The organism is Enterobacter sp. BNK-29, from assembly GCF_048684785.1.
Lineage (GTDB): Bacteria > Pseudomonadota > Gammaproteobacteria > Enterobacterales > Enterobacteriaceae > Enterobacter > Enterobacter cloacae_M.
Window position 1 is genome coordinate 3,669,921 of sequence record NZ_JBLQTU010000001.1, and the last position, 25,805, is coordinate 3,695,725.

Annotated in this window: 29 protein-coding genes and 1 riboswitch; of the genes, 14 read left to right on the forward strand and 15 right to left on the reverse strand. The window is 60.3% G+C overall.

Features of this window, described 5'->3' with window-relative positions; genetic code table 11:
* Positions 1–47 precede the first annotated feature (47 nt).
* From ACMGGX_RS17450 to hpxK, 6 genes are read left to right on the forward strand one after another with little or no spacing between them, the layout of a single operon-like run.
* Positions 48–830 carry a transporter substrate-binding domain-containing protein gene (locus tag ACMGGX_RS17450; RefSeq protein ID WP_420298663.1) on the forward strand — a complete coding sequence of 261 codons (783 nt, stop codon included), beginning with the start codon at positions 48–50 and terminating at the stop codon, positions 828–830.
* Between the two features lie 4 nt (positions 831–834).
* Positions 835–1,500 (forward strand): amino acid ABC transporter permease, encoded by a 666-nt coding sequence (locus ACMGGX_RS17455; protein ID WP_032658112.1) that lies wholly within the window; start codon positions 835–837, stop codon positions 1,498–1,500.
* Positions 1,500–2,156: an amino acid ABC transporter permease gene (locus ACMGGX_RS17460; RefSeq protein ID WP_064791110.1), complete on the forward strand. Its 657-nt coding sequence runs from the start codon at positions 1,500–1,502 to the stop codon at positions 2,154–2,156. Before ACMGGX_RS17455 ends, ACMGGX_RS17460 begins: the two co-directional genes overlap by 1 nt.
* Positions 2,137–2,874: an amino acid ABC transporter ATP-binding protein gene (locus tag ACMGGX_RS17465; RefSeq protein ID WP_008499843.1), complete on the forward strand. Its 738-nt coding sequence runs from the start codon at positions 2,137–2,139 to the stop codon at positions 2,872–2,874. The genes ACMGGX_RS17460 and ACMGGX_RS17465 overlap by 20 nt, the downstream gene beginning before the upstream one ends.
* A 13-nt stretch (positions 2,875–2,887) precedes the next feature.
* Positions 2,888–4,129, forward strand: coding sequence for a pyridoxal-phosphate-dependent aminotransferase family protein (locus ACMGGX_RS17470; RefSeq protein ID WP_420298664.1), 1,242 nt, complete (start codon positions 2,888–2,890; stop codon positions 4,127–4,129).
* A complete protein-coding gene (gene hpxK / locus ACMGGX_RS17475) occupies positions 4,126–5,388 on the forward strand; it encodes an allantoate amidohydrolase (protein WP_420298665.1) in 1,263 nt (420 codons plus the stop codon). Before ACMGGX_RS17470 ends, hpxK begins: the two co-directional genes overlap by 4 nt.
* Here hpxK and ACMGGX_RS17480 read toward each other — a convergent pair.
* Positions 5,354–6,355, reverse strand: coding sequence for a magnesium transporter (locus ACMGGX_RS17480; RefSeq protein ID WP_023311069.1), 1,002 nt, complete (start codon positions 6,353–6,355; stop codon positions 5,354–5,356). The two genes, hpxK and ACMGGX_RS17480, sit on opposite strands and share 35 nt — an antisense overlap.
* Before the next feature lie 60 nt (positions 6,356–6,415).
* Positions 6,416–6,585, reverse strand: a riboswitch (M-box (ykoK) riboswitch).
* A 159-nt stretch (positions 6,586–6,744) separates the two neighbouring features.
* On the opposite strand from ACMGGX_RS17480, the gene ACMGGX_RS17485 reads away from it, so the two are divergent.
* Entirely contained in the window at positions 6,745–7,248 is a 504-nt protein-coding gene (locus tag ACMGGX_RS17485) for a DedA family protein (RefSeq protein WP_032658101.1), read from the forward strand.
* 1 nt (position 7,249) lies between these two features.
* Here ACMGGX_RS17485 and ACMGGX_RS17490 read toward each other — a convergent pair whose 3' ends face one another.
* The gene (locus ACMGGX_RS17490; RefSeq protein WP_181594787.1) at positions 7,250–7,999 is read right to left on the reverse strand and encodes an SDR family oxidoreductase; all 750 of its coding nucleotides are present in this window, start codon (positions 7,997–7,999) and stop codon (positions 7,250–7,252) included.
* A 100-nt stretch (positions 8,000–8,099) separates the two neighbouring features.
* Between ACMGGX_RS17490 and ACMGGX_RS17495 the strand changes: the two genes are divergently transcribed.
* Positions 8,100–8,459, forward strand: coding sequence for a winged helix-turn-helix transcriptional regulator (locus tag ACMGGX_RS17495; RefSeq protein WP_032658098.1), 360 nt, complete (start codon positions 8,100–8,102; stop codon positions 8,457–8,459).
* Position 8,460: 1 nt separating this feature from the next.
* On the opposite strand, the gene ACMGGX_RS17500 is transcribed toward ACMGGX_RS17495, so the two are convergent.
* Both ACMGGX_RS17500 and ACMGGX_RS17505 read right to left on the reverse strand, forming a co-directional pair.
* Entirely contained in the window at positions 8,461–9,255 is a 795-nt protein-coding gene (locus ACMGGX_RS17500) for an SDR family NAD(P)-dependent oxidoreductase (RefSeq protein ID WP_420298666.1), read from the reverse strand.
* Positions 9,256–9,379: 124 nt separating this feature from the next.
* Positions 9,380–9,823 carry a winged helix-turn-helix transcriptional regulator gene (locus tag ACMGGX_RS17505; protein ID WP_181594790.1) on the reverse strand — a complete coding sequence of 148 codons (444 nt, stop codon included), beginning with the start codon at positions 9,821–9,823 and terminating at the stop codon, positions 9,380–9,382.
* A gap of 152 nt (positions 9,824–9,975) precedes the next feature.
* Between ACMGGX_RS17505 and agp the strand changes: the two genes are divergently transcribed.
* Positions 9,976–11,217, forward strand: a complete 1,242-nt coding sequence (agp, locus tag ACMGGX_RS17510) for a bifunctional glucose-1-phosphatase/inositol phosphatase (protein ID WP_063439636.1) — start codon at positions 9,976–9,978, stop codon at positions 11,215–11,217.
* Positions 11,218–11,250: 33 nt separating this feature from the next.
* Here the strand turns inward: agp and ACMGGX_RS17515 are convergent, their stop codons facing one another.
* Positions 11,251–11,478, reverse strand: coding sequence for a YccJ family protein (locus tag ACMGGX_RS17515; RefSeq protein ID WP_008499832.1), 228 nt, complete (start codon positions 11,476–11,478; stop codon positions 11,251–11,253).
* 20 nt (positions 11,479–11,498) lie between these two features.
* Complete coding sequence (gene wrbA / locus ACMGGX_RS17520) at positions 11,499–12,095, reverse strand: NAD(P)H:quinone oxidoreductase (protein WP_023311076.1); 597 nt, start codon at positions 12,093–12,095, stop codon at positions 11,499–11,501.
* Between the two features lie 390 nt (positions 12,096–12,485).
* Between wrbA and ACMGGX_RS17525 the strand changes: the two genes are divergently transcribed.
* The 4 genes from ACMGGX_RS17525 (at position 12,486) to ACMGGX_RS17540 (ending at position 14,549) form a co-directional block, all read left to right on the forward strand.
* A complete protein-coding gene (locus ACMGGX_RS17525) occupies positions 12,486–12,668 on the forward strand; it encodes a general stress protein (protein WP_420289722.1) in 183 nt (60 codons plus the stop codon).
* 104 nt (positions 12,669–12,772) lie between these two features.
* Positions 12,773–13,690 carry a DMT family transporter gene (locus ACMGGX_RS17530; protein WP_045354558.1) on the forward strand — a complete coding sequence of 306 codons (918 nt, stop codon included), beginning with the start codon at positions 12,773–12,775 and terminating at the stop codon, positions 13,688–13,690.
* Between the two features lie 61 nt (positions 13,691–13,751).
* A complete protein-coding gene (locus ACMGGX_RS17535; protein WP_023311079.1) occupies positions 13,752–14,021 on the forward strand; it encodes a DUF1778 domain-containing protein in 270 nt (89 codons plus the stop codon).
* 27 nt (positions 14,022–14,048) lie between these two features.
* Entirely contained in the window at positions 14,049–14,549 is a 501-nt protein-coding gene (locus ACMGGX_RS17540) for a GNAT family N-acetyltransferase (RefSeq protein WP_172421424.1), read from the forward strand.
* A gap of 73 nt (positions 14,550–14,622) precedes the next feature.
* Here the strand turns inward: ACMGGX_RS17540 and rutG are convergent, their stop codons facing one another.
* Genes rutG through rutA form a run of 7 tightly spaced genes read right to left on the reverse strand, consistent with a single transcriptional unit; the run spans position 14,623 to position 20,057 of the window.
* Positions 14,623–15,945, reverse strand: coding sequence for a pyrimidine utilization transport protein G (rutG, locus tag ACMGGX_RS17545; protein WP_420298667.1), 1,323 nt, complete (start codon positions 15,943–15,945; stop codon positions 14,623–14,625).
* A 21-nt stretch (positions 15,946–15,966) separates the two neighbouring features.
* Positions 15,967–16,461 carry an NADH-dependent FMN reductase RutF gene (rutF, locus tag ACMGGX_RS17550; RefSeq protein WP_023311082.1) on the reverse strand — a complete coding sequence of 165 codons (495 nt, stop codon included), beginning with the start codon at positions 16,459–16,461 and terminating at the stop codon, positions 15,967–15,969.
* 9 nt (positions 16,462–16,470) lie between these two features.
* On the reverse strand, positions 16,471–17,061 hold the full coding sequence (locus tag ACMGGX_RS17555; protein ID WP_420298668.1) for a malonic semialdehyde reductase: 591 nt from the start codon (positions 17,059–17,061) through the stop codon (positions 16,471–16,473).
* A 9-nt stretch (positions 17,062–17,070) separates the two neighbouring features.
* Positions 17,071–17,871 (reverse strand): pyrimidine utilization protein D, encoded by an 801-nt coding sequence (gene rutD, locus ACMGGX_RS17560; RefSeq protein WP_420298669.1) that lies wholly within the window; start codon positions 17,869–17,871, stop codon positions 17,071–17,073.
* A 7-nt stretch (positions 17,872–17,878) separates the two neighbouring features.
* Complete coding sequence (gene rutC / locus ACMGGX_RS17565; protein WP_010429508.1) at positions 17,879–18,265, reverse strand: pyrimidine utilization protein C; 387 nt, start codon at positions 18,263–18,265, stop codon at positions 17,879–17,881.
* Positions 18,266–18,276: 11 nt separating this feature from the next.
* A complete protein-coding gene (rutB, locus tag ACMGGX_RS17570; RefSeq protein WP_181594794.1) occupies positions 18,277–18,966 on the reverse strand; it encodes a pyrimidine utilization protein B in 690 nt (229 codons plus the stop codon).
* A complete protein-coding gene (gene rutA / locus ACMGGX_RS17575; protein WP_100167076.1) occupies positions 18,966–20,057 on the reverse strand; it encodes a pyrimidine utilization protein A in 1,092 nt (363 codons plus the stop codon). The genes rutB and rutA overlap by 1 nt, the downstream gene beginning before the upstream one ends.
* 245 nt (positions 20,058–20,302) lie before the next feature.
* On the opposite strand from rutA, the gene rutR reads away from it, so the two are divergent.
* Positions 20,303–20,941: an HTH-type transcriptional regulator RutR gene (gene rutR / locus ACMGGX_RS17580; protein WP_023311087.1), complete on the forward strand. Its 639-nt coding sequence runs from the start codon at positions 20,303–20,305 to the stop codon at positions 20,939–20,941.
* A 435-nt stretch (positions 20,942–21,376) separates the two neighbouring features.
* Here the strand turns inward: rutR and ACMGGX_RS17585 are convergent, their stop codons facing one another.
* Positions 21,377–21,769 carry a lysozyme inhibitor LprI family protein gene (locus ACMGGX_RS17585; protein WP_063439641.1) on the reverse strand — a complete coding sequence of 131 codons (393 nt, stop codon included), beginning with the start codon at positions 21,767–21,769 and terminating at the stop codon, positions 21,377–21,379.
* Positions 21,770–21,820: 51 nt separating this feature from the next.
* Complete coding sequence (gene putA, locus ACMGGX_RS17590; protein ID WP_181594796.1) at positions 21,821–25,783, reverse strand: trifunctional transcriptional regulator/proline dehydrogenase/L-glutamate gamma-semialdehyde dehydrogenase; 3,963 nt, start codon at positions 25,781–25,783, stop codon at positions 21,821–21,823.
* Between the last annotated feature and the right edge of the window lie 22 nt (positions 25,784–25,805).

Here is a 25,805-nt window from a genome sequence, read left to right on the forward strand (position 1 = left end):
ACATTCAAAGAATCTTTTGTTTCATGTTAACGTTACGGGGAAGCACCATGAAAAAAATGTTGATTGCACTGGCCGGGGCCGCATGTCTCTTCACACAGCTGCCGGCAAAGGCTGACCAGCTTCAGGATATCGAGAAGCGCGGCACCATTCGCATTGCCGTTCCGCAGGACTTCCCGCCGTTTGGCTCGGTGGGGACCGATCTGCAGCCGCAGGGCTATGACATCGACATGGCGCGCTATCTGGCCAAACAGATGAAGCTCAAGCTGCAGCTGGTGCCGGTGACCAGCGCCAACCGCGTGCCGTATCTGCAAACCGATAAGGTGGATCTGGTCATTTCAAGCCTCGGTAAAAACCCGGAGCGCGAGAAGGTGATCGACTTCAGCCGCGCCTACGCGCCGTTCTTCCTCGGCGTGTTTGGGCCGAAAGGGGCCGAGCTGAAAGACGCCGCCGCGCTGAGCGGAAAAACCATCGGCGTGACGCGCGGGGCGGTGGAGGACATGGTGCTGACCGGCCTGGCGCCGAAAGACGCGGACGTGAAGCGCTACGAAGATAACAACACCACGCTCTCCGCCTACCTCTCCGGACAGGTGCAGTACGTGGCAACCGGCAACCTCGTGGTGGCGGCCATTTCGCGCCAGAACGCGGATAAGGCCCCGGTGCCGAGCTTTATGCTGAAAGATTCGCCGTGCTTTATTGGCCTGAAGAAAAACGAACCGGCCCTGAAGGCAAAGGTGGATGCGCTGATTGAGCAGGGCATCAAGGACGGCACGCTGAACGGTCTGTCCGAGCAATGGCTGAAGGCCCCGCTGCCGGCAAACCTTGGCGCCTGAGCCGATGACGGAGCAACTTGATTTTTCCGCGCTCTGGCCGCACTGGCCGGAGCTGCTGGCGGGGCTGTGGGTCACTATTCAGCTGACGGTGATGGCGACCGTCGGCGGGCTGGCGATAGGGATTTTCGGGGCGGCGATCCGCAGCGGACGCACCACCTGGTTCAGCCGGATCTGGGGCGCGTACGTGGAAATCATCCGCAACACGCCGTTTGTGGTGCAGCTGTTTTTCATCGTCTTCGGCCTGCCGAATCTCGGGTTGAAGATGACGGCGGGGGAAGCGGCGCTGCTGGCCATGGTGGTGAACCTGGGCGCCTACAGCACCGAGATTATCCGCGCGGGCATTCAGGTTACGCCGAAAGGGCAGTGGGAAGCCGGACGCGTGCTGGGGCTGACCCGCCTGCAGACCTTTATTCGCGTGGTGCTGCCGCCCGCGCTGCAGCGCATTTACCCGGCGCTGGTGAGCCAGTGCATTATCGTGATGCTCGGCTCGTCGGTGGTGTCGCAGGTCTCGTATGAAGAGCTGACCTTCGCCGCCAACCTGATCCAGTCGAGAACGTTTCTGAGCTTTGAGGTCTATCTGGTGACAACCGGGATTTACTTAGCGCTGTCGATTACCCTGCGCCAGCTGATGATGGCGGCAGGACGCAAATGGCTGGGGGTGCAGGCATGATGACCACCTTTACCGACTGGGACATTATTCGCAACCTGCTGCTGGCCGGACGCTGGACGGTGCTGCTGTCGCTGGTGGCGTTTGTCGGCGGGGCGGCGGTGACGCTGCCGCTCCTGCTGCTGCGCCTCACGGGCGGGCGCACGGTCAGGCGCATCATCCGCGGCTATATTGAGCTGTTTCAGGGCACGCCGCTGCTGATGCAGCTGTTCCTGGCCTTCTTCGGCGTGGCGCTGTTCGGCATCGACGTTTCGCCTTGGACCGCCGCCTCGCTGGCGCTCACCTTCTACACCAGCGCGTTTCTGCTCGATATCTGGAACGGCAGCATTCGCGCCCTGCCGAAAGGGCAGTGGGAAGCGTCGCGCTGTCTGGGGCTGACCTTTGGCCAGACCCTGTTTCGCGTCGTCGCCCCGCAGGCGCTGCGCATCGGTATCGCCCCGACGGTCGGCTTTGCCGTGCAGGTGATTAAAGGCACCGCGCTGGCGTCGATCATCGGCTTTATCGAGCTGACCAAGGCCGGGACCATGCTGACCAACGTGACGTATCAGCCGTTTAAGGTTTTTGCGCTGGTGGCGCTCGGCTACTTTATTCTGTGTTATCCGCTGTCGCGCTACAGCCGCTATCTGGAGACGAAATTCAATGCCTCTCATCACCATTAATCAGGTGCAGAAGTACTACGGCGATAACCACGTGCTCAAGGGCGTCGATCTGGATATCGACATGGGCCAGGTGATCTCCATTATCGGGCGCAGCGGATCGGGCAAAAGCACGCTGCTGCGCTGCATCAACGGACTGGAAGGCTATCAGGACGGCAGCATCAAGCTGGGCGGCATGACCATTACCGATCGGGATTCTCAGGCGCGCGAAATCAGCCGCTCGGTCGGGATGGTGTTCCAGAGCTTCAATCTGTTCCCGCACATGACGGCGCTGGAAAACGTGATGCTCGCCCCGCGTCGGGTGCTGAAGAAAAGTGCCGCCGAATGCCGCGAGCTGGCGCAGCGCATGCTGGAGAAAGTGGGCTTAGGCGATCGCCTGGATTACTACCCGTCGAGCCTCTCCGGCGGCCAGCAGCAGCGCGTGGCGATTGCCCGGGCGCTGGCCATGTCGCCTAAAGTTTTACTCTGCGACGAGATCACCTCCGCGCTCGACCCGGAGCTGGTGGGCGAAGTGCTCAAGGTGCTGGAGCAGCTGGCGGCCGAGGGGATGACGCTCATACTGGTCACCCATGAAATGAATTTTGCCCGCGAAGTGGGCGACCGCGTGGTGTTTATGCACCAGGGGAAAGTCTGGGAGCAGGGCGACAGCAAAACGCTGTTCGCCAATCCGCAGACCACGGAACTGAAGCAGTTCATCTCCTCCGTGCGCGGCCTCAACTGATAAGGACTTAACAATGGATATCGCACAATTTCCGCAAATCAATCCGCCCCAGCGCCTGCTGATGGGGCCGGGCCCGATCAACGCCGACCCGCGCGTGCTGCGCGCCATGTCGAGCCAGCTGATCGGCCAGTACGATCCGGCCATGACCCACTACATGAACGAGGTGATGGCGCTCTATCGTGGGGTGTTCCGCACCGAGAACCGCTGGACGATGCTGGTGGACGGCACCTCCCGCGCGGGAATTGAAGCCATTCTGGTCTCCGCCATCCGCCCGGGAGATAAGGTGCTGGTACCGGTCTTTGGCCGCTTTGGCCATCTGCTGTGCGAAATTGCCCGCCGCTGCCGCGCGGAGGTGCATACCATCGAGGTGCCGTGGGGCGAGGTGTTCACCCCGGACCAGGTCGAGGATGCGATTAAGCGTATTCGCCCGCGCCTGCTGCTGACCGTGCAGGGCGACACCTCCACCACCATGCTGCAGCCGCTCGCCGAGCTCGGCGCGATCTGCCGCCGCTACGACGTGCTGTTCTACACCGACGCCACCGCGTCGCTCGGCGGCAACGCGCTGGAGACCGACGCCTGGGGGCTGGACGCCGTCTCTGCCGGGATGCAGAAGTGCCTCGGCGGGCCGTCGGGCACGTCTCCGATCACCCTGAGCGCGCGCATGGAGGAGGCGATCCGCCGCCGCAAATGCGTTGAGGAGGGCATCCGCACCGACGCCCACCGCGACGGCGACGAGGAGATGATCTACTCCAACTACTTCGATCTCGGCATGGTGATGGACTACTGGGGGCCGGAGCGCCTGAACCACCACACCGAAGCCACGACCGCGCTGTTTGGCGCCCGCGAGTGCGCGCGGCTGATCCTGCAGGAAGGGCTGGATAACGGCATCGCGCGTCATAAGCTGCACGGCGATGCGCTGCTGAAGGGCATTCAGGCGATGGGGCTTGAGACCTTCGGCGACCTGAAGCACAAGATGAACAACGTGCTGGGCGTGGCGATCCCGCAGGGCGTCAACGGCGACCAGGTGCGCAAGCTGATGCTGGAGGATTTCGGGATTGAAATCGGCACCTCGTTTGGCCCGCTGCACGGCAAAGTGTGGCGCATTGGCACCATGGGCTACAACGCGCGCAAAGACTGCGTGATGACCACCCTGAGCGCGCTGGAGTCGGTGCTGAACTACCTGAAATTCACCACCACGCAGGGTGCCGCCATGCAGGCCGCGTGGGACCACTATCGCCGCGAGACGCCGCAATGAGCCCGGCGGCAGAACGGGTGATGGCGCGCGCCGACGCGCTTGCCGCCATCAGCGAAACCCCGGATGCGCTGACGCGGGTCTATCTCTCCACCCAGCATCTGCAGGCCAACCAGCTAGTAGGGCAGTGGATGAGCCAGGCGGGAATGACCGTCTGGCAGGACAGCGTGGGCAATATCTGTGGACGCTATGAGGGCGCGCAGGAAGGGGCGCAGGCGGTGCTGCTCGGCTCGCATCTCGATACCGTGCGCAATGCCGGGCGCTACGACGGCATGCTCGGCGTGCTTGCCGCCATTGAGGTGGTGGACAGCCTGCACCAGCAGGGGGTGCATCTGGCGCAGGCCATCGAGATTGTCGGCTTTTGCGACGAAGAGGGAACCCGCTTCGGCATTACGCTGTTAGGCAGCCGGGGGATGACGGGCACCTGGCCGCAGGGCTGGCTGGAAAAAGCCGACGCCAGCGGGATCAGCGTGGCGCAGGCGATGACCCTGGTGGGGCTCGATCCTGCCCGCGTGCTGCATGCCGCGCGCCGTCAGGAGGATTTCAGCGCCTATCTGGAGCTGCATATTGAGCAGGGGCCATGCCTTGAGCAGGAGGCGCTCGCCCTTGGCGTGGTGGAAGCCATTAACGGCGCGCGCCGTCTGAACTGCCGCTTTACCGGCGAGGCCGGGCACGCGGGAACCGTACCGATGCTCCACCGCAGGGACGCGCTGGCCGCCGCCGCCGAGTGGATGGTTATCATTGAAAACGCTACCCGACAGCAGGGCGGCAACCTGGTGGCGACGGTTGGCAAGCTGCGCTGTCTGCCGGGGGCGGTGAACGTGATCCCCGGCGAGGTTCAGCTCTCGCTGGATATTCGCGGGCCGCAGGATGCGCCGCTGGATCGGTTGCTTAACGACCTGCTGGAACATGCGCAGGCGATCGCCTCGCGCCGCGGTCTGGACTTCAGCGCCGAGGAGTTTTACCGCATTGCCGCCACGCCGTGCGATATCCACCTGCAAAACGTGCTGGGGGAGGCCGTTGCAGCGGTACAGGGGCGCTCGCTATCGCTGCCCAGCGGTGCGGGCCACGATGCGATTGCCATCGCGGAACGCTGGCCGGTCGGCATGCTGTTTGTGCGCTGCAAAGGGGGCGTCAGCCACCATCCGGCGGAATCGGTGATGGCTGAAGATGTCGCCCTGGCGATTGAGGCGTTTTCACTAGCGGTGTTCCAGCTGGCGGACCGCGTTATTCCAGCCCCAGCGTATATTGCGCGATCTTGAAGTAGATAATCAGCCCGGTGCCGTCGATAAGCGTCGCGATAAACGGCGCGGAGACGACCGCCGGGTCAATGCCGCAGCGCTTGAGCACCATCGGAATGACCGACGACACGATCGCACTCCAGAGCGTAATGCACACCAGCGTCAGGCTGACGATAAGCGTGATTTCCAGCCCAATCCCCATCATCCAGGCGCGAATGCACCCGGCGACACCGAGCGTGGCGGCAATCATCAGCGAGGTGGTCATCTCTTTACGCAGCACGCGGCCAACGTCGCGCAGGCGGACTTCCCCCAGCGCCATGGCGCGCACCAGCGTGGAGGTGATCTGCGTCCCGCTGTTGCCGCCCGTGCCGATCAGCAGTGGAATAAAGAACGCCAGCGCGATGGCGGACTCCAGCGCCTCTTCAAAATGCTGGATCACCGAGCTGGTGTAGGCCTCCGCGACAAACAGCAGCAGCAGCCAGACGGAGCGTTTCTTCCACAGACTATACGGGCTGGTGTCCAGATAGGGCTTCTCCAGCGGCAGCGTCGCCCCCTGAAGCTGGGCGTCTTCGGTGACGTCATCTTCCAGCAGATGGGCGATTTCGCGCTCGGTCAGGCAGCCGACGAGCTTGCCGTGGGTGACCACGGGCACCACATCCGCGCCGCCGTGCGCCAGCAGTCCGGCAACGTCGGCACGTTCATCCTCCGGTTTGACCTGCAAAAACTGCGAAATCATCAGCGATTTCACCGGCTGTACCGTGTCGGCGGTCTGCAGCAATTTACGCACGGCAATCATGCCCGCCAGGCGGCCATTGTCTTCAATAAAAATATGAGACGGAATATCGTCGTCTTTTAATTTTTCGAAGAATTGCTCGCGCGCCAGCGCCACGCATAATGAAATATCGAGGACAATAAAATCGGTATTCATATATTGCGCAATGGCGCTGTCATTGAATGCCAGATTCTGGTTGTGAATAGCGTAAGACATAGTGAATTCCCTTTGAATAATAACTTCTCTCAGGGGCGAGCAAGACAGGGCATGTCGAAGAGGAGATCCCCACGTCCTGGGTTCAGCACTGTACACCGTATCCCGCGAGGGAAGTTATACTGACAAAGCCTTGATTCGACAGTGCCTGTTTTACCCTGTGTCGGTTCTCTCGAACCTACCAGAGCGATAACGTGTATTTGTACAGGAGCCTCGCCATAACGAGATCGTTGTAAAACGAGAGGAATAATACGCTTATTAAAATTTACCGCTCAGGAAATTAAATAATGTTTAAGAACGGTTTAGACGATTTTTATTAATAAAATGTTGAGGGTTTATTTAGGTTAATTCATTTCTAATGGAGGATTAAATAATCAACGAAGGAGAGGGTAATGGCGTGGTTTGATAATCTGCTGAATCATTTTGCGCTGTATCCGGCACATCTTTTCGCGCTGTTATTTGTGATGGCGCTGAGTAAATCGACGGTGCTGATCTCCTCCGTGCTGCCGCCCGCCTCGGTGATGCTGCTGGCGGGCATTACCGTTAGCCAGACGAGCATGCATCCTGCGCTGGCGTGGCTGGCCATAGTTTTGGGGGCAACGGCGGGTTCGGTGCTGAACTACCATATCGGCCAGCTGATGGGGCACACCCGGCTGGTCACGCGTTTCACCTCAAAGCATGCCGATAAGTTCTTGCGGGTACAGCATCAGCTGCAAAAGAACGGTGTCATCGTGCTGTTTACGTCGCGTTTTCTGGCGGTGTTGCGCTACATCGTGCCGCTGGCGGCGGGGATGCTCAGGCTGAATGCAGTCAGGGTCTACGCCGTCAGCCTGCTTTCCGCCTGCGCATGGGCGGCGCTGTATGTCGGCATCATCACCGGCATCAGCGCCTTTTGAGTTACAAACTCCCCATTCCGCCGTCCACCAGCAGCTCCGTTCCCACCGTGTAGCTCGACTCGTCGGACGCCAGATAGAGCGCGGCTTTTGCCAGCTCCGTCGTCGAGCCCATTCTGCCGAGCGGCACCAGCTTGATGATCTCCGCCATCATCGCGTTAAGCGCCTCGTCGCTTAAGCCCGTTTTGGTAAACGCCGGGGTTTCCACCGGACCGGGGCTCAGCCCGTTGACGCGGATCCCGCGCGGCAGCAGCTCCGCCGACAGCGTGCGCGCTAGCGACAGCAGGGCGGCCTTGCTCGCGGCATACACGCTGCTGGTGGGCAGGCCGATGCGCGCGCTCACCGAGCCGCAGAGGATCACCGACGACGGGTTATTCAGCAGCGGCAGCAGCGCCTGAATTAAAAAGAACGGCCCCTTCAGGTTAATGCTCATCAGGCGGTCCCACGCATCCTCCTGCCAGGCTTCCAGCGGCGCGTGCGTCACGTCACCGGCGTTGAGAAACACCGCGTCCAGGCGTGGCCAGCGGGCGGCGAGGGTTTCCGCCAGCGCTTTTTGCGAGGCGATATCTCCCGCATCGGTCGGGATCACCCAAGCCTTATCGCCAAGAATACGTTCTGCTTCGGCGAGGGTGTCCGGGTTGCGTCCGGTCACGGCGACGCGCGCGCCTTCGGCGATAAACGCCTGCGCGGTGGCAAGACCGATGCCGCTGGTGCCGCCGGTAATCAGCGTATATTTATCTGTTAAACGACCCATGTTCTTCTCCTGAAATGTCACTGGAGAAAGCACTATAGAAACGTTAGTATCGAAAGGAAACCAGGTACCAAATGGATACTAAAGAGGCAAGAGGTGTGCTATGGCAGAAATGCTGGAGGAGTGCTGTGAAAAAAAATCTGAGGCGTATACCTGCCCGATGACGCAGTTTGTTAACCTGATTTCCGGTAAATGGGCGATCCCCATTCTGTACCGTTTGATTGTGTTCAACACGCCCGTACGCTTTGGCGATCTGCTGCGGGCCGCTGCCCCCATCACGCAGAAAGAGCTGACGAAGCAGCTGCGCCTGTTTGAGCAGCGCGGGCTGGTGACGCGGACGGTCTACCCGGAGATCCCGCCGCGCGTGGAGTATCAGATCACCGAGCTGGGGTTAACCCTGCAGGACGCACTCTCCCCGCTGGCCGCCTGGATGAGCGAGTACGGCGACCAGCTTGAGCGTTAGGCTACCGTTTTGCGTAGCGCGGTGCCGGAATGCCGGTGCGCGCGCTGTTGAACAGCTCAAGACGTGCCGCTTCGTAGCGATCCCACAGGCTGGCGTCATGCATCGGCGGGATGGTGATCGTTTCACCCTGATCCAGACCCGCCAGCGATGCATCCACCATATCGTCGGTGGTCATCACCGATCCTTCCGGCAGATCGTTCACCGTGACGCCCGAATGGCTCCAGATTTCCGTCGCCGTGGCGGCGGGCAGCACGGCCTGAATGCGCACGCTGCTGTCGGCAAATTCTTCCTGTAACCCACGGGTAAAGCTCAGAACCCACGCCTTGGTGGCGCTGTAGAGCGCGCTGCCCGCCCGGACGTGCAGGGCCAGCACGGATGCGATATTGATCAGCGTGCCGCGATTGTTCTGCGCCAGGCGGGGCAGGATGGCGTAGGTCAGACGCATCAGCGCCGTGGTGTTCAGGGTGTTAATGGCCTGATGCTGTGCCACATCGCCTGCGAGGAACGGCGCCATCTGGGCGGTACCCGCGTTGTTAATGAGCGTATCAATGGCGGTGTTGCTGCGCAGCTCCTCTTCCACGGCGCGGATCCCGGCTTCATCGGTAAGATCGGCCACCAGAATATCGACGGCCACGCCATAGCGCGCGCGAAGGTCGGCGGCAAGGGTTTTCAGGCGATCTTCGCGACGGGCGACCAGCACCAGGTTAGCGCCGCGCGCGGCAAGGCGATCGGCATAAACGGCACCAATCCCGGAAGAGGCACCCGTAATCAGGGCGGTGGTGATTTGCGTAGTCATCGTGTGTTACCTCAGGGCAAAGTGGGTTATTTGGTTTCAAGATGAAACTGAATAAACTCTCTGCTATTTGGTTTTATAATGCAACCATTTTGCTGAGCATTTTGTGCTTTTGCCGCGGTTACGATCAGGTGGGAAGTTTTGCCACGATCTCTTCAGGCGTCAGTTCGCGCCCATCGTCGGCGATAAGCGCCAGCTTGCGCAGGGGTTTGCGCTGTTCAGCATCGACCAGCACGGTGCCGCATTCGTTTTCAGCAAACAAAAATTCATTGCCCCACTGGGAGAGGGCAACCAGCACCGTTTGCAGGGCGCGCCCTTTCTCGGTCAGGACATACTCCTGCCAGGCGCTGCCGTCGGACGCGGGCTGAAGCCGGAGGATGCCTTCGTCGACCAGCAGTTTTAGCCGCGCGGTCAGCATGTTTTTGGCGATGCCGAGGCTTTTCTGGAACTCGCCGAAGCGTTTAATCCCGCGCAGCGCGTCGCGCACGATCAGCAGCGACCACCAGTCGCCGATGATATCCAGTGAACGGGCGACGGGGCAGGTGCTCTCTTCGAGGCGGGTACGTTTCACGGTCAATTCTCCGGTGGGGTGTGGTTTTATTATAAAACTTATTGGTGCACACCGTAAGCACGTTAATCATCAGTTTGAGAAATGCTTCCCGGAAAATTGTCACGAATCTGTCACACTGAACGCGACATTTTAAAACGAGTGAGGAATTAGGGATGAGAAAAGCACTACTCGCGCTGGCGGTCGCCGGTTCCATTTCAGCAACGTTTGGCGTGCAGGCGCAAGAGACGCCGGAAGGGTATCAGCTGGAGCAAGTTTTAATCATGAGCCGTCACAACCTGCGCGCACCGCTCGCCAATAACGGCAGCGTGCTGGAGCAGTCCACGCCGAAGCAGTGGCCGGAGTGGGAGGTGCCGGGCGGCCAGCTCACCACCAAGGGCGGCGTGCTGGAAGTCTATATGGGCCATTACATGCGCGAGTGGCTGGCGCAGCAGGGGATGGTGAAGACGGGAGAATGCCCGGCGGCGGATAGCGTTTATGCTTACGCCAACAGCCTGCAGCGTACCGTCGCCACCGCGCAGTTCTTTATCACCGGCGCGTTCCCTGGCTGCGACGTTCCCGTGCACCATCAGGAAAAAATGGGCACCATGGATCCGACCTTTAATCCGGTGATTACCGATAACTCGCCGGAATTCCGCGAAAAAGCGCTCAAGGCGATGGAGTCCGAGCGGCAGAAAATGCAGCTTACCGAAAGCTATAAGCTGCTGGAGCAAATGACGAACTACGCCGATTCTCCGTCCTGCAAAGAGAAAAAGGTCTGCTCGCTGGCGGACGCGAAAGATACCTTCAGCGCCGACTATGAAAAAGAGCCTGGCGTATCCGGGCCGCTGAAGGTGGGCAACTCGCTGGTGGATGCGTTCACGCTGCAGTATTACGAAGGCTTCCCGGCCGACCAGGTGGCCTGGGGCGAAATCAAAACCGACCAGCAGTGGCGCGTGCTGTCGAAGCTGAAAAACGGCTATCAGGACTCGCTGTTTACCTCTACCGAGGTGGCGCAAAACGTGGCGAAGCCGCTGGTGAAGTACATTGATAAAACGCTGGTTACCGAACAGGCAAAAGCGCCGAAAATCACCCTGCTGGTGGGGCATGACTCGAACATTGCTTCCCTGCTGACGGCCCTGGATTTCAAACCGTATCAGCTGCACGACCAGCAGGAGCGCACCCCGATTGGCGGCAAGATTGTCTTCCAGCGCTGGCATGACAAAAATGCCAACCAGGAGCTGATGAAAATTGAGTATGTCTACCAGAGCTCAGAGCAGCTGCGTAACGCCAGCGTGCTGTCGCTGCAGTCGCCCGCGCAGCGCGTGACCCTGGAGCTGAAAGGCTGCCCGGTGGATGCGAACGGCTTCTGTCCTGTCGATAAATTCAATGCGGTAATGAATAACGCGGCGAAGTAAAGGAGAACCCCCCGCTGCGGCGGGGGGAAACGCTTAGACGTTTTTACGTTCGATGGTTTGCTCGCCCCAGAAGAGCGAGTCTTTATCCGTTTTTTCGAAGGCGCGCACCAGCACCTCATCGTTACCTTCCTCCCAAATCTGCTCGGCCAGCTTTTCATCGTACTTCGCGACTTCAAAGATAGCTTCGGCAATCTCCGGAGAGGTGTTGCGTAAACTTGCCCATTCGCCCACGTGATGAGCTTTGGATTCTTGAGTTGGCATGCTTGTCCTCCTGTTGGGTGTTAGCCGTTCAGTTTTTTGGCCAGACCCGCGACGTATTCACCCTGATAGCGGGCGATAGACAGTTCTTCATTGCTTGGCTGACGTGAGCCATCCCCACCGGCAATGGTGGTTGCGCCGTACGGCGTACCGCCTCGCACCTGGGAAATGTCAAACAACTCCTGGGCGCCGTAGCCAATCGGCACAATCACCATCCCGTGATGAGCAAGGGTAGTCCAGGTTGAGGTAATCGTCTGCTCCTGACCGCCGCCGGTGCCGGTAGAGCTGAATACGCTGGCGAGTTTGCCGTAGAGCGCGCCGGATGCCCAAAGTCCGCCGGTTTGATCGAGGAAGGTGCGCATCTGGCCTGACATATTGCCGAAGCGGGTCGGTGTGCCGAAGATAATGGCATCATAGTCCGCCAGCTCCTGCGGGGTGGCGACCGGGGCGTTTTGCGTTTTCCCCCCGGCTTTCAGGAAGGCTTCCGCCTGCATGGTTTCCGGTACGCGTTTCACCACAACCTCAACGCCATCAACCCTGTTCGCACCTTCTGCTACCGCGTGAGCCATGGTTTCAATGTGTCCATACATGGAATAATAGAGCACCAGAACTTTTGCCATTTTGCATCACTCCTCGTTGGTTTTTCTGACAGCGGATCGCTGCGTTCTTTTAAAGATATGCCATCACAGCCAGACTGCAAAAATGAACGGCATTTCTTTGATTTATAACAATATGGTTACAAAAAGGCTTTGTAGCAAAATGAAACAACTTTTTGGCGGCGGATTTTTGAAATGATAAGAAAGGTTTATGAATCGCCGCCGCGTCATATCACCCGAAAGGCTGAGTTCATGTTGCAGAATATTACCTGCGGCTTGCCGGATAGCGGCATTCCACTAAGCTTAGTTTCACGCGGCACAGATAAAGGCACTGTCCTTGTGTTGCGAGGTGAAAGAATCCTCTTTTACTGAATGCAATATGATGTCTAATGTTTCACATTCTGGAGGTTAGAGATGGCAAACCATCGTGGTGGTTCAGGTAATTTCGCAGAAGACCGTGAAAGAGCATCAGAAGCAGGCCGTAAAGGTGGCCAGCATAGCGGGGGCAACTTCAAGAATGACCCGCAACGCGCATCTGAAGCTGGCAAGAAAGGGGGAAAAACAGCCACGGCAGCAGTAAGTAACACGCCGGGTTGAACCCCTGCCGCCGGGATCTCCCGGCGGTTTTTTTATTTCTGCAACATTGAACTGTAACCAAAGGCAACGCACACTAGAGAATTGATCTTAACCGCGAGTGCCGCATGTCTGTCTCACGCTTCAAATTCTCCGTAAAACCGCAGGAAGCCATCCTCATTCTCATCACCATGTTCTGGGGCGGGACGTTTCTGGCCGTTCAGTACGCGGTGACCCTCAGCGATCCGTTCTTTTTTGTTGGCCTGCGCTTTGCGACGGCGGCGCTTGCCGTGGGGCTGATTTCGCTTAAAACGCTGCGGGGGCTGACGCTGAAAGAACTTAAGGCCGGCGTGGCGATTGGGGTGGCGATAGCGATGGGCTACAGCCTGCAGACGTGGGGATTGCAGACCATCTCCAGCAGTAAATCCGCGTTTATCACCGCCATGTATGTGCCGCTGGTGCCGCTACTGCAGTGGCTGTGCCTGGGGCGGCTGCCGGGGCTGATGTCCTGTATTGGCATCGTGCTGGCGTTTATCGGCCTGATCTTACTGGCCGGGCCGGAAAATAACCTGCTTGCACTGGGGCCGGGCGAAATCATCACCCTGATTGGGGCGATTGCGATTGCGGCGGAAATTATTCTGATTAGCGCCTGGGCGGGCAAGGTCGACGTCAAAAGGGTGACGGTGGTGCAGCTTGCCACCGCGTCGCTGGTGGCGTTTGCGACGATGGTTCCGGCAGGGGAATCCGTGCCGCCGATGTCCACCGGCCTGGTGGTGGTCGCACTGGGGCTGGGTATCTTCAGCGCCATTATTCAGGTCACCATGAACTGGGCGCAGCGCAGCGTATCGCCAACCCGCGCGACGGTGATTTATACCGGCGAACCGGTCTGGGCGGGGATTTTCGGACGCATTGCAGGTGAGCGTTTGCCGCTTCTGGCGCTGGTGGGCGCGGCATTTATTGTCGCGGGGGTGCTGGTGAGCGAGTTAAAGCTCAGAAAGCGTCGGGGTGAGGTCAGGGATTTGACTGCAAAAGAAGGTTTAGATTGAAAAAATGGACAGGCTTATTTACGATGTGTACGGATAAATACCGTACACGGTGATGTAAACCATGCCAGCACTTAAAAAACAGCGTATCGATCTTCGCTTAACGGACGAAGACAAAACAATGATTGAAGAAGCGGCGGCGATGACGAACCAAACGATCACCCAGTTTATGGTGAACAGTGCGTCAGAGCGTGCTGCAGAGGTCATCGAGCAGCACCGTCGTCTCGTATTAAACGAAGCATCATGGACTGCGGTGATGGATGCCATCGACAATCCGCCTGAGCCAAATGAACGCCTGAAACGAGCAGCAAAACGGCTTCGAAACATGGAGTGAAGCGCCGTGGAGAATCTCACGATCGAAATGTTATCAGAGGGAACCGATTATGACTTCGAGGATTTTGATTGTGGCGAACCCTCGCTAAATGCCTTCCTTGCTGAACATCTGGTGCGTCAGCACAATGGGCGTATTTTACGAGCCTACCTGCTTAAAGAGCGCGATCGTCCGCGTGTCCTGGGTTATTACACGTTATCGGGAAGCTGTTTTGAAAGAGCGATGCTTCCTTCTAAGACTCAGCAGCGCCGGATCCCTTATATCAACGTACCCAGCGTGACGCTGGGACGTCTGGCTGTAGATAAAACACTACAGGGAAACGAGTGGGGAACAACGCTCGTTGCGCATGCTATGCGCGTTGTCTACCTGGCTTCACAGGCTGTGGGGGTACACGGAATATTTGTTGATGCCCTTAACGAGCGGGCAAAACGATTTTATCTGAAGCAGGGTTTTATCCCGCTGACAGCGGAAAACAGCCATTCTTTGTTCTTCCCTACAAAATCTATCGAACGGCTGTTTGAGCAAGAGTGATTGCTTTACTACCTGTTGTTCTGAAAGAGTGTACATGACGGGTAAGGCCTGGCCGTCACCCGACATGTTGATTTCACGAATCCTGATGCACCACGGCGCCCTGCGGCGCGGAGGCCATCCGGCGGCTCAGCAGGGCGTTAAGCAGGATCGCGCCGAAGGTCGCCGTGCCAATCCCACCAATCGTAAAGCCGCCCAGCGTCAGGGCAAAATCACCCGCGCCCAGCACCAGCGTGACCGCCACCATAATCAGGTTGCCGTTCTGGCTGAGATCGACGCGATGCTGCACCCAGATACGCGCGCCGGCTACGGCGATCAGCCCAAACACCACAATCGATGCCCCGCCGATGACCGGGGACGGAATGGTGTGGATCAGCGCGCCGAACTTCGGTGAGAAACCGAGCAGCATCGCCATCACCGCCGCCGCCACGAAGACCAGCGTCGAGTAGACCTTGGTCACCGCCATCACGCCGATGTTTTCAGCATAGGTGGTGACGCCGCTGCCGCCTACGGAACCGGAGAGCATGGTCGCCAGACCGTCACCGACGAACGCGCGGCCCATGTACGGATCCATGCTGCGCCCGGTCATTCCCGCAACCGCCTTCAGGTGGCCTAAGTTCTCCGCCACCAGGATCACCGCCACCGGTGCGATAAGCATCATCGCCTGGGTGTTAAAGGTGGGAGAGGTCACCTTCGGCAGGCCGAACCAGGCGGCCTGGTGGAGCAGCGTAAAATCAACCGGCTTGCCCAGACCGAAAACGTTGGCCAGCAGGGCGTAGACCAGGCAAGCCACGATGAGTCCGACCAGAATCAGCAGCCGCTGGATCATGCCGCGCGTGAACACCGCCACCAGACCGATGCACAGCACCGTGATCACCGCCATCCAGCTTTCAAACGGCGAGGCGGAGACGCTCCTGACCGCAATCGGCGCGAGGTTGAGGCCTATCGCCATCACCACGGCGCCCGTCACGACCGGGGGCATCATTCGCTCGATCCAGCGCGTGCCGATTTTCATCACCACCAGACCAATCAGGGTGTACACCAGGCCGCAGGCGATGATGCCGCCGAGGGCCACGCTCAGGTTGGGGTTGATCCCCTGGCCGTTAAACCCGGTGGTGGCGATGACCACCCCGACAAAGGCGGCGCTGGAGCCGAGATAGCTGGGCACGCGCCCGCCGGTGACGAAAAAGAACAGCAGGGTACCGATACCCGACATCAAAATAGACAGGTTGGGATCGAGTCCCATCAGCATCGGCATCAGCACCGTGGCGCCAAACATGGCGACCGCGTGCTGAACGCCCATCACCATCGTCTGCCCGAGCGGGAGACGTTCATCCGGCGCGACCACGCCTGCTTCTGTGGAGGTCGATTTCAACTGCCAGTGGGGAAATCCGAACATGGTCTGTCTCCTTAAGGCGGGTTAACAGGCGGGTCGCATAAGCGCGTGATAGCCGCGGTCAAACCACACCAGCCCTTGCGGCGCGGGGTGGCGAATAATCGAAATAATGTCGCAAAACAGAATGTCGTGGGTGCCGACGCTCACCACCTGGCTTATGCGGCAGTCAAACGAGGCCAGCGCATCTTCCAGGCGCGGACAGCCCGTGTCGCCCGTCTGCCAGCGGGCGGCGGCAAAGCGTTCCGCCATCGGCGTTTTCCCGCCAAACAGGTTAGATAAAGGCTCCTGTCCGGCGCTCAGGGTATTCACGCAAAGGGTGCGGTTTTCGCTAAACGTTGGCCAGACGGACGCGCCGCGGTTCAGGCACACCAGCAGGGTGGGCGGTGAATCCGTTACGCTGCACACCGCGCTGGCGGTGAAGCCTGCCATCCCCGCCGGGCCGTCGGTGGTGATGATGTTGACCGCCGCGCCAACGCAGGCCATGGCGTCGCGAAAGGTTTGTTTATCCGGTGTTGTCATCATCGCTCCTTACGCCAGCCCGCAGGCATCGTCGAAGTCCAGGCGCGGCAGGCGCCCGTAAAGTTTGCGGGTATCGCCGTAGCCAATGTTGATCAGCAGATTGCTTTTAAGCGTCGTGCCGGAGAAAAAGGCTTCGTCGACCTTTTGGCGGTCAAATCCCGACATCGGGCCGGTGTCCAGCCCCAGTGCGCGACAGGCGAAAATCAGGTAAGCGGCCTGCATTGAGCTGTTGCGAAAGGCGGTCTCTTCCGCATGCGCGGGGCTGGTGGTAAACCAGCTCTTTGCATCGCCGTGCGGGAACAGCTCGGGCAGGCGCTCGTAGAATTCACCGTCCCAGGCGACAATCGCCGTGACCGGGGCGGTGAGCGTTTTCTCGAGGTTGCCGCTGGAGAGCGCCGGGCGCAGCTTCTCTTTTCCCTCCGCGCTTCGCACAAACACAATTCGCGCCGGGGAGCAGTTGGCGGACGTTGGCCCCCATTTCATCAGGTTGTAGATTTCGCGCAGCGTTTCGTCGCTGACGGCAATATTCTGCCAGCCGTTATGGGTGCGGGCGCCGGTGAACAGCGTTTCCAGCGCGGCGGGGGTAATGGCTTCGCTCATTAAAGCTCCTTATAAAGCGGGTTCCGGGCTGTGCAGCAGGCTGGCAAGCCCGTTCAGCAGCAGGGTGTTGAAGGTATCCGGCTCGGTGACGTTGCAGGCGTGCCCGCCCTGGCGCATCACCGCGACGTGGCTGTGCGGGATCGCCGCCTGCAGCTCGGACGAGCAGACGGAAGGCACCAGCATGTCGTCGGCGGAACAGACGATCTGGACCGGGCAGCGAATGCGCGCCGCATGGCGGCTGAAGTCGGCCTTTTTCAGGGCACTGAGCCTGTGCAGCAGATTGGTTTTGCCCTGGAAATGGGCCAACGCCAGCGCCTCTTCTGCCTCCAGGCGGGGAGCGCGGGCGGCCATCCAGTCCGCAGGGTAGAGAAACAGCGGCTGCGCCTCGACCCACGCCTGTGCGCCGCCGTAATGCAGCAGGCGCTCGCGGATCTGAAAGCAGCGGCGGGTGTGGGCGTTGAGGGTCAACCAGCCGTTGACGCACACCAGCGCGGTGAGGGCGTCGGGCCTGTCGAGGGCCAGCTGCAGGCCGACCAGCGCCCCCAGCGCGTGACCCACGACGCTGTAGCGGACAATTCCGGCTTCAGCCAGCGCCTGGGCCAGCTCGTCCGCCATCTGCGCAAGGCTGTAGCCTTCTGGCAGGGGGGCGGGGTTATTGCCCGTTCCGCGCTGGTCATAGCAAACCACCTGATACTCCGGCTCCAGCGCGGCCAGCTGGGGCAGCCAGTAGCTGCCGCTGCCCCCGAGACCGGAAATAAAGACCACCACGGGCGCGCCTTCATACGGGGGCGGCGAGACGGAAAGTTTCATACCTGCCTCACTTCGCGATGTGCGCAACGGTGGCGATTTCAACCAGCGCCTCTGGCTTCACCAGCCCGCACTGAATGCAGAACCGCGCCGGTTTATCGCCGGGGAAGAACTCGGCGTATATCTCGTTAATCGCGGCGTAGTTTTTCCAGTCGGTGATAAAGATGCTGTTGAAGGTCACATCCTCCATCGTGCCACCCGCCGTTTCGATCACGGTTTTGATCGTCTCCAGCACGTGGCGGGTTTGCGCCTTTGGGTCGTTGATAAACACCACGTTGTTGTCTTTATCAAACGGCAGCGTGCCGGAGACATACACTACGCCGTCGGCGAGGGTGCCGGGGACAAACGGGGCAATCGGCGTACTGGTACCCGGCGGGATGATTACGGATTTCGGCATCAGGTGTCTCCTCAGGCGATACGGGCGAGCGGGGGATTCAGGGCGTCGCAGAAATCGGCGACGTTACTGACCCAGCCAAAAAAGGTTTCGATATTGAACAGGGCCGCTTTCTGGGCGAATTCCGGCCCGGCCTGATGGGTCGCGTCTTCCAGCACCACGCCAAAATACTCGAGGAAAAAGCCGTCGCGCAGGGTCGACTCCACGCAGACGTTGGTGGCGATGCCGGTGAACACCAGATGGCGAATGCCCCGGCTGCGCAGCAGGCTGTCGAGCGGCGTGTTGAAAAAGCCGCTGTAGCGCGGTTTGGGCAGGACAATATCGCTCGCCTGCGGGACCAGCTCATCCACCAGCTGATAGTCCCAGCCGCCTTTCGCCAGCAGCTTGCCCTGCAGTTCGGGCCGTTTACGCATGGTTTTCAGGGCGTTCGACTTGTGGAAGTTGGGCGAGCCGGGGCCGCCGGCCTCGACGTACTGGTCATCCCAGCCGTTCTGGAACCAGATGATGAGCATGCCCGCGGCGCGCGCGGCGGCGACGGCAGTTTTAATGTTCTCAATCACCGGCCGGGTGGCGGAGACGTCGAACCCCGCCAGATCCAGATAACCGCCCTGGCTGGCGTAGGCGTTTTGCATGTCCACCACGATCAGCGCGCTCTGCTGAGGCGCGAAGGTGATGGCTTCCGGGCGTGCGTTAAGAGTGGTCATTACGCCACCTCCTTCGTGACGGCAGGGATGTGGGCGCGGCACTGCATCAGCGGCTGGATGCGCTCGCCGAAGGTCTCCACGCCGGTCAGGAAATCGTCGAAGGTCAACAGAACGCCTTCCGCACCGGGCACGGCCGCCACTTCGTCGAGCATTCTGGCGACGCTGGCGTACGAGCCGACCAGCGTGCCCATGTTGATATTGACGGCGGAGGTCGGGTCGGCCATCTGGCGCACGTTGGTATCCGCCCCGGAGCGGGTATCTTTCTGGCTCTGCTCGGTGAGCCAGCTCAGGGCCTCCTCGTCGGCGCCGTCCTTATAGCGCTCCCATTTCGCGCGCGCGGCGTCGTCGGTTTCGTCGGCGATCACCATGAACAGCACGTAGGAGCCCACGTCGCGCCCGGTCCTGTCGGCGGCCTCTTTCATGCGCGCGGCGGTCGGGGCGAAGGCGGCTGGCGTGTTCACCCCTTTACCGAAGCAGAAGTTAAAGTCGGCGTATTTGGCGGAAAACTCCATCCCCGCGTCGCTCTGTCCGGCGCAAATCACCTTCATCGGCACCGATGGCTGCGGGCTGACGCGGCAGTCGTTCATGGTGAAGAAATCGCCCTTGAAATCGCTTTTTCCGGTCCCCCACAGATCGCGCAGCACCTGCACGTATTCGGTCAGGTAGTCGTAGCGACGCGAGAAGTAGTCGTCACCCGGCCAGAGCCCCATCTGCTCGTACTCCGGTTTTTGCCAGCCGGTGACCAGGTTGACGCCAAAGCGCCCGCCGGAGATCGAGTCGATGGTAGAGGCCATGCGCGCGACGATCGCCGGGGGCAGGGTGAGGGTGGCGGCGGTGGCGTAGATTTGGATCCGCGAGGTGACCGCGGCCAGCCCGGCCATCAGGGTAAAGGACTCCAGGTTGTGGTCCCAGAATTCGGTTTTGCCGCCAAAGCCGCGCAGCTTGATCATCGAAAGCGCAAAGTCGAAATGGTAGTGTTCCGCTTTCTGCACGATGGCTTTATTGAGCTCAAAGGTCGGCATGTATTGCGGTGCAGTGGTCGAGATAAGCCAGCCGTTGTTGCCGATGGGTACAAATACGCCAATTTTCATCACGAACCTCTCTTCATTACGTCGCAGGTGTAACGGTGTTTTTGCAAAGGCAGTGCCAGTTTTGAAAATGGCTGTGTTATTAATGTGTTAATTAGAAGTTGGTGGATTGATGCGGTTAAATGTGGACTAACTGGTCAAAAACATTGCACAGAAAACAGGCATTCATGCGCGATCGGAGTGCAGGATGTCGTGGCGAGACGGGGGTTTTGCTATGCTGAGGGCAACGCAGAATAAGGAGAGCGGGAATGACACAAGGCGCAGTGAAAACACCAGGTAAACGTTCGCAGGCGGTGAGCGCCAAGAAGCAGGCGATCCTCAGCGCGGCGCTGGAGACTTTTTCGCAGTTTGGTATTCACGGCACGCGCCTGGAGCAGGTGGCGGAGCAGTCCGGCGTATCCAAAACCAATCTGCTTTACTATTACCCGTCGAAAGAGGCGCTCTATGTGGCGGTGATGCAGCAGATCCTCGATATCTGGCTGGCGCCCCTCAAAGCATTCCGCGCAGAGCTGGCCCCGCTGGTGGCGATCAAAGAGTACATTCGCCTGAAGCTGGAGGTGTCGCGCGATTACCCGCAGGCGTCGCGACTGTTTTGTCTTGAGATGCTGCAGGGCGCGCCGCTGCTGCAGGCGGAATTAACCGGAGATTTAAAACAGCTGGTGGACGATAAGTCGGCCATTATTGCCGGGTGGGTCGCCAGCGGAAAGCTGGCCCCGGTCGACCCGCATCATCTGATCTTTATGATTTGGGCCTCCACCCAGCATTACGCTGACTTTGCGGCCCAGGTTGAGGCGGTGACCGGTAAAACGCTCCAGGACGAGGCGTTTTTCCACAGCACGCTGGAAAACGTGCAGCGGATGATTATTGAAGGGATCCGTTTACGCTAGTTTCCCGGCGGAAGAGGGAGTTCCAGGAATTTTTTAACCAGAAGCGATTCCGGTTTTCGAAGCCAAATGATTTACTCTCAGCGACGCTCTGGTCCGGCTGTAAGTCGCTGAGGCGTTTGCCTTCCGGCCGGGGCGAGGCGCAGGGATGCGCCGAGAGGGCGGGCTTTACAGGGATGTTACCTCCGCCCGTCCCCGATAAGCCGGAAGGAATAAGACGAGGGCACCGCGAAGCGGCGATTTACCGCCGGGAGCCCGGGTTGCCAGGGGGGTGGCGACTGAGCCACCCCGGCACGTTCACAGGCTATGACGTTACAAAGTAGCAAGGAACGTAAAGTGAACGGAATGACCACCAGAGCTGTATGTTCCCCCTCACCCCAGCCCTCTCCCTCAAGGGAGAGGGGGCCGTCTGTGCAGGTATTATTTTGTGGGGATCCCTCAGCCCGGCGGGAGAGGGCAGCTTAAGTCGCCCTCTTCACACTGCATCAGCGAGGCCAGAAACGCTTCTCGCTCCACGGTTTTTTCCGCCAGGCACTGGTTAACAATCATTGGCTGGACGCTCCCGCCTTCCGTCCCTGAACCGATAAACGCGCAGTCCGCATCGCGCAGGGTAATCCACGCCTGCTGCGCTTTTTTCAGCAGGTCTCGCTGGGGCGCTGCCGCACGCTTAACGGCGGCCTGATAGGTCTGGTTGAGCTTTTTATCGGCAGCCTGGTACTGCTGCGCGCTACAGGTATTCAGTTCAAGCTGGGTGGTCGCTTTGTCGCACTCGTCGGCCAGCGCGCTGGCGCTCATTAGCAGTGCTGCACTGGCGATAAGATATCGTTTCATATACTCCCCAATAAAATAAGGCTCCGTCTCCGGAGCCTTATTAACACAGCGTTAGCCTATTGTCATCAGGCTGGCGTTACCGCCTGCCGCCGCGGTGTTGACGCTGAGCGAACGCTCCACGTACAGACGCTCCAGCAGCAGGTTGGTTTCCCCGCGCGCAAAGCCCTGCACGGAAACGATGGCACCGCTGCGGGCCGCAACCTGCTCGCACAGTTCGCGCAGCTGGTCGGAATCACCGTGATAAATCACCGCATCAAACGGCTGGGTCAGCAGGTTGTCGGCTTTCGCAAAGCGAATGCGGGCAGAGACCGCCTTCGGCAGCTGTTTGGCGAGATCGCGATGCAGGGCATCTTCCGGCCACAGCACTTCACAGCCGGTTGCCATCGCGGCGGCCAGCTGCACCAGCGCGTCCTGCTCGTTATCGGCCACGCACAGCACGCGCTCGCGCGGCATCAGCGTCCAGGTGTTGCGCTCGCCGGTTGGACCCGGCAGCAGACGCTGCGTGCCCGCCTGCGCCAGCTCGCCGTACTGCTGGGCAACGGCACGCAGTTCAGGGCGTTTTTCCGCCCAGGCGATCAGCGCCTCCAGCGGCTGGGTCAGCACGGTTTTCAGCTGCGCATCCACCGGATAGTCCGCATCCTGGCGTGCCAGGGTGACGCCCAGGGCGTTCTCCGGTCGGTTCGCCAGCAGACGGTACAGGTAGAGCGGACCGCCCGCTTTCGGACCGGTGCCGGAGAGACCTTCGCCGCCGAACGGCTGCACGCCCACGACCGCGCCGACCATGTTGCGGTTGACGTACAGGTTGCCCACTTTGGCGCTGCCGGTCACCTGCGCGATAGTCTCGTCGATACGGGTATGCACGCCGAGCGTCAGGCCATAGCCGGAGGCGTTGATCTGCTCAACCAGCTCGTTCAGGTTGTTACGGTTGTAGCGCACCACGTGCAGCACCGGGCCGAAGACCTCTTTTTTCAGCTCGTCGAAGCTTGCCAGCTCAATCAGCGTTGGCGGCACAAAGGTGCCGGTCCGCCATTCGCGGGCATCTTCGCTGTTCTCACGCACCGCCTGGAATACCGGACGTCCTTTCGCGCGCATGGTCTGAATGTGGTTTTCGATGTTGGCTTTGGCTTCCGCGTCGATCACCGGCCCGATATCGGTGGTGAGACGGCCCGGGTTGCCCATGCGGCATTCGGCCATCGCGCCGCGCAGCATCTTCAGCGTGTGGTCCGCCACGTCGTCCTGCAGGCACAGCACGCGCAGGGCGGAGCAGCGCTGACCGGCGCTGTCGAACGCGGAGGCCAGCACGTCGACCACCACCTGCTCGGTGAGCGCGGAGGAGTCAACGATCATGGCGTTCATCCCGCCGGTTTCCGCGATGAGCGGCGTAGGGCGGCCCTGCGCATCCAGACGGGTGGCAATGTTGCGCTGCAGCAGCGACGCCACTTCGGTCGAACCGGTAAACATCACGCCGCGCACGCGGTTGTCGGAGGTCAGTTTGGCACCGACCGTTTCACCGCGGCCCGGCAGCAGCTGAACCACGCCCGCCGGCACGCCGGCTTCCAGAAGAATGTTGATACCCTGCGCGGCAATCAGCGGGGTCTGCTCTGCCGGTTTTGCCAGCACGCTGTTGCCTGCAGCCAGCGCGGCGGCAATCTGGCCGGTGAAGATCGCCAGCGGGAAGTTCCACGGGCTGATACAGACGACCGGACCCAGCGGACGGTGGGTTTCGTTATCGAAATCATCGCGCACCTGACCGGCGTAGTAGTGCAGGAAGTCGACGGCCTCGCGCACTTCGGCAATCGCGTTGCTGAAGGTTTTACCCGCCTCGCGCACCAGAATGCCGATGAGCGACTGCATCTGATCTTCCATCAGCACCGCCGCACGCTCCAGAATTGCGGCGCGCTCCTGCGGCGGCGTGGCAAACCAGATAGGGGCGTTGTTCACCGCGCTGTCCAGCGCCTGATCCACTTCCGCTTCGGTCGCTTCACGCGCGTAGCCGACGATATCCTTCGGCTCGGCCGGGTTGATCACCGGCTGCATTTCGCCGTCTGCAACGGGCTGCTCCAGCATCGGTTTGGCCTGCCACTTCTGCAGCGCGCTGTTGAGCAGGGCAGAGGAGAGGGACGCCAGACGGTGTTCGTTGGCGAGATCCAGACCCGCCGAGTTGACGCGGCCTTTGCCGTAAAGCTCGCGCGGCAGGGCAATCTTCGGATGCGGCAGGCCAACCTGGCCTTCCTGCGCCGCCATCTTCTCAACGGCCTGCACCGGGTCGGCCACCAGCTCGTCCAGCGGCAGCGTGGTGTCGGCGATACGGTTAACGAAGGAGGTGTTCGCGCCGTTTTCCAGCAGACGACGCACGAGGTACGCCAGCAGGGTTTCGTGCGTTCCCACCGGAGCATAGATTCGGCATGGGCGGTTCAGCTTGCCGTCCGCCACTTTACCGGTGACCTGCTCGTACAGCGGTTCACCCATGCCGTGCAGGCACTGGAACTCGTACTGGCCCGGATAGTAGTTTTGCCCGGCCAGGCTGTAGATCGCCGCCAGGGTGTGGGCGTTGTGGGTAGCGAACTGCGGATAGATCAGGTTCGGCACGCCGAGCAGCTTTTTCGCACAGGCGAGGTAAGAGACGTCGGTGTATACCTTGCGGGTATAGACCGGATAGCCTTCCAGCCCTTCCATCTGGGCGCGTTTGATTTCGCTGTCCCAGTAGGCGCCTTTCACCAGACGGATCATCAGGCGACGGCGGCTGCGGCTGGCCAGGTCAATCAGGTAATCAATGACGAACGGGCAGCGCTTCTGGTAGGCCTGGATAACGAAGCCAATGCCGTTCCAGCCTGCCAGCTCCGGCTCGAAGCACAGTTTTTCCAGCAGATCGAGGGAGATCTCCAGACGGTCGGCCTCTTCGGCGTCAATGTTGATCCCGATGTCATACTGGCGCGCCAGCAGGGTCAGGGATTTCAGGCGCGGGTAGAGTTCTTCCATCACACGGTCGTACTGCGCGCGGCTGTAGCGCGGGTGCAGAGCAGAGAGCTTGATAGAGATGCCCGGGCCTTCATAAATACCGCGACCGTTGGACGCTTTACCGATGGCGTGGATCGCCTGCTGGTAAGAGACCATGTAGGCCTGCGCGTCGGCGGCGGTCAGGGCCGCTTCGCCCAGCATGTCGTACGAGTAGCGGAAACCTTTATCTTCCAGCTTGCGGGCGTTCGCCAGCGCTTCGGCAATGGTTTCCCCGGTCACAAACTGCTCGCCCATCAGGCGCATCGCCATGTCCACGCCTTTGCGGATCAGCGGCTCGCCGCTCTTGCCGATGATGCGGTTCAGAGAGCGGGAGAGGTTGGCTTCGTTATGGGTGGAGACCAGTTTGCCGGTAAACAGCAGGCCCCAGGTGGCGGCGTTGACGAACAGCGACGGGCTACGGCCAATGTGGGAATGCCAGTTGCCGTTGCTGATCTTGTCGCGGATCAGCGCGTCGCGAGTGGCTTTATCCGGAATACGCAGCAGCGCTTCCGCCAGACACATCAGGGCCACGCCTTCCTGAGAGGAGAGGGAAAACTCCTGCAGCAGACCCTGAACCATCCCGGCGCGGCCGGTGGCGGTTTTCTGGTTGCGCAGCTTGTCGGCTAACTGATACGCCAGGCTGTGCGCCTGTGCGGCAATGGCTTCCGGCAGGCGGGCCTGCTCCAGCAGCATCGGCACGGCGTCGGTTTCGGCACGGCGGTAGGCGCCGGTAATGGCGGCACGGCTGACGGACTGCGGCAGGATCTGCTCGGCGAATTCAAGGAACGGCTGATGGTTCTCGTCGCCAGCGGCCGGGGCTTCTTCGCTTTCATTCGCCGCGCCGGCCAGCAGGGCAGGCAGCTCCGGCAGGCCCTCATCGCTCTCGAGTCTTTCGAGATAGTTAAAAATCGCCTGCTTAATTAACCAGTGCGGCGTGCGGTCAATGCGGGTTGCTGCGGTCTTAATCCGTTCGCGGGTTGCGTCATCCAGCTTAACCCCCATGGTGGTCATACCCATGCCAAAGCTCCTGTTGTTCTGT